This is a genomic window from Polaromonas sp. P1_G1 (assembly GCF_056405595.1).
Window position 1 is genome coordinate 1 of sequence record NZ_JBFUBU010000185.1, and the last position, 455, is coordinate 455.

Genomic DNA, 455 nt, shown 5'->3' on the forward strand with positions numbered 1-455 from the left:
CGCCAACCTCACGGGCTCTTTCCTGTGCGCGCAAGGCGCCTTTCGTCTCATGAAGAGCCAGGCGCCACAGGGTGGGCGCATCATCAACAACGGCTCCATCTCTGCGCACGCCCCGCGCCCCAACTCCGCGCCCTACACCTCCACCAAACACGCCATCACCGGCCTCACCAAATCCATCTCGTTGGACGGCCGCAAGTACAACATTGCCTGCGGCCAGATCGACATTGGCAACGCACTGACCGAGCTGTCGGCCCGCATGGCAACCGGCGTGCAGCAGGCCCATGGCGAGATTGCTGTGGAACCCATGATGGACGTGCAGGAAGTGGCCGCCGCTGTGCTGCACATGGCACAGCTGCCCCTGTCCACCAACGTGCAGTTCATGACCATCATGGCGACCAATATGCCGTTTGTCGGGCGCGGCTGAGCCTTTTCAGGGCGAGAGGCCGGTGCGATAC

Annotated in this window: 1 protein-coding gene; it reads left to right on the forward strand. The window is 63.3% G+C overall.

The annotated features are described in order from the left end of the window. Positions 1 to 424, forward strand: a 424-nt coding sequence (locus tag AC1D1Y_RS26400; RefSeq protein ID WP_477684953.1) for an SDR family oxidoreductase, incomplete at its 5' end; no start/stop codon positions are given. Positions 425 to 455: the final 31 nt, after the last annotated feature.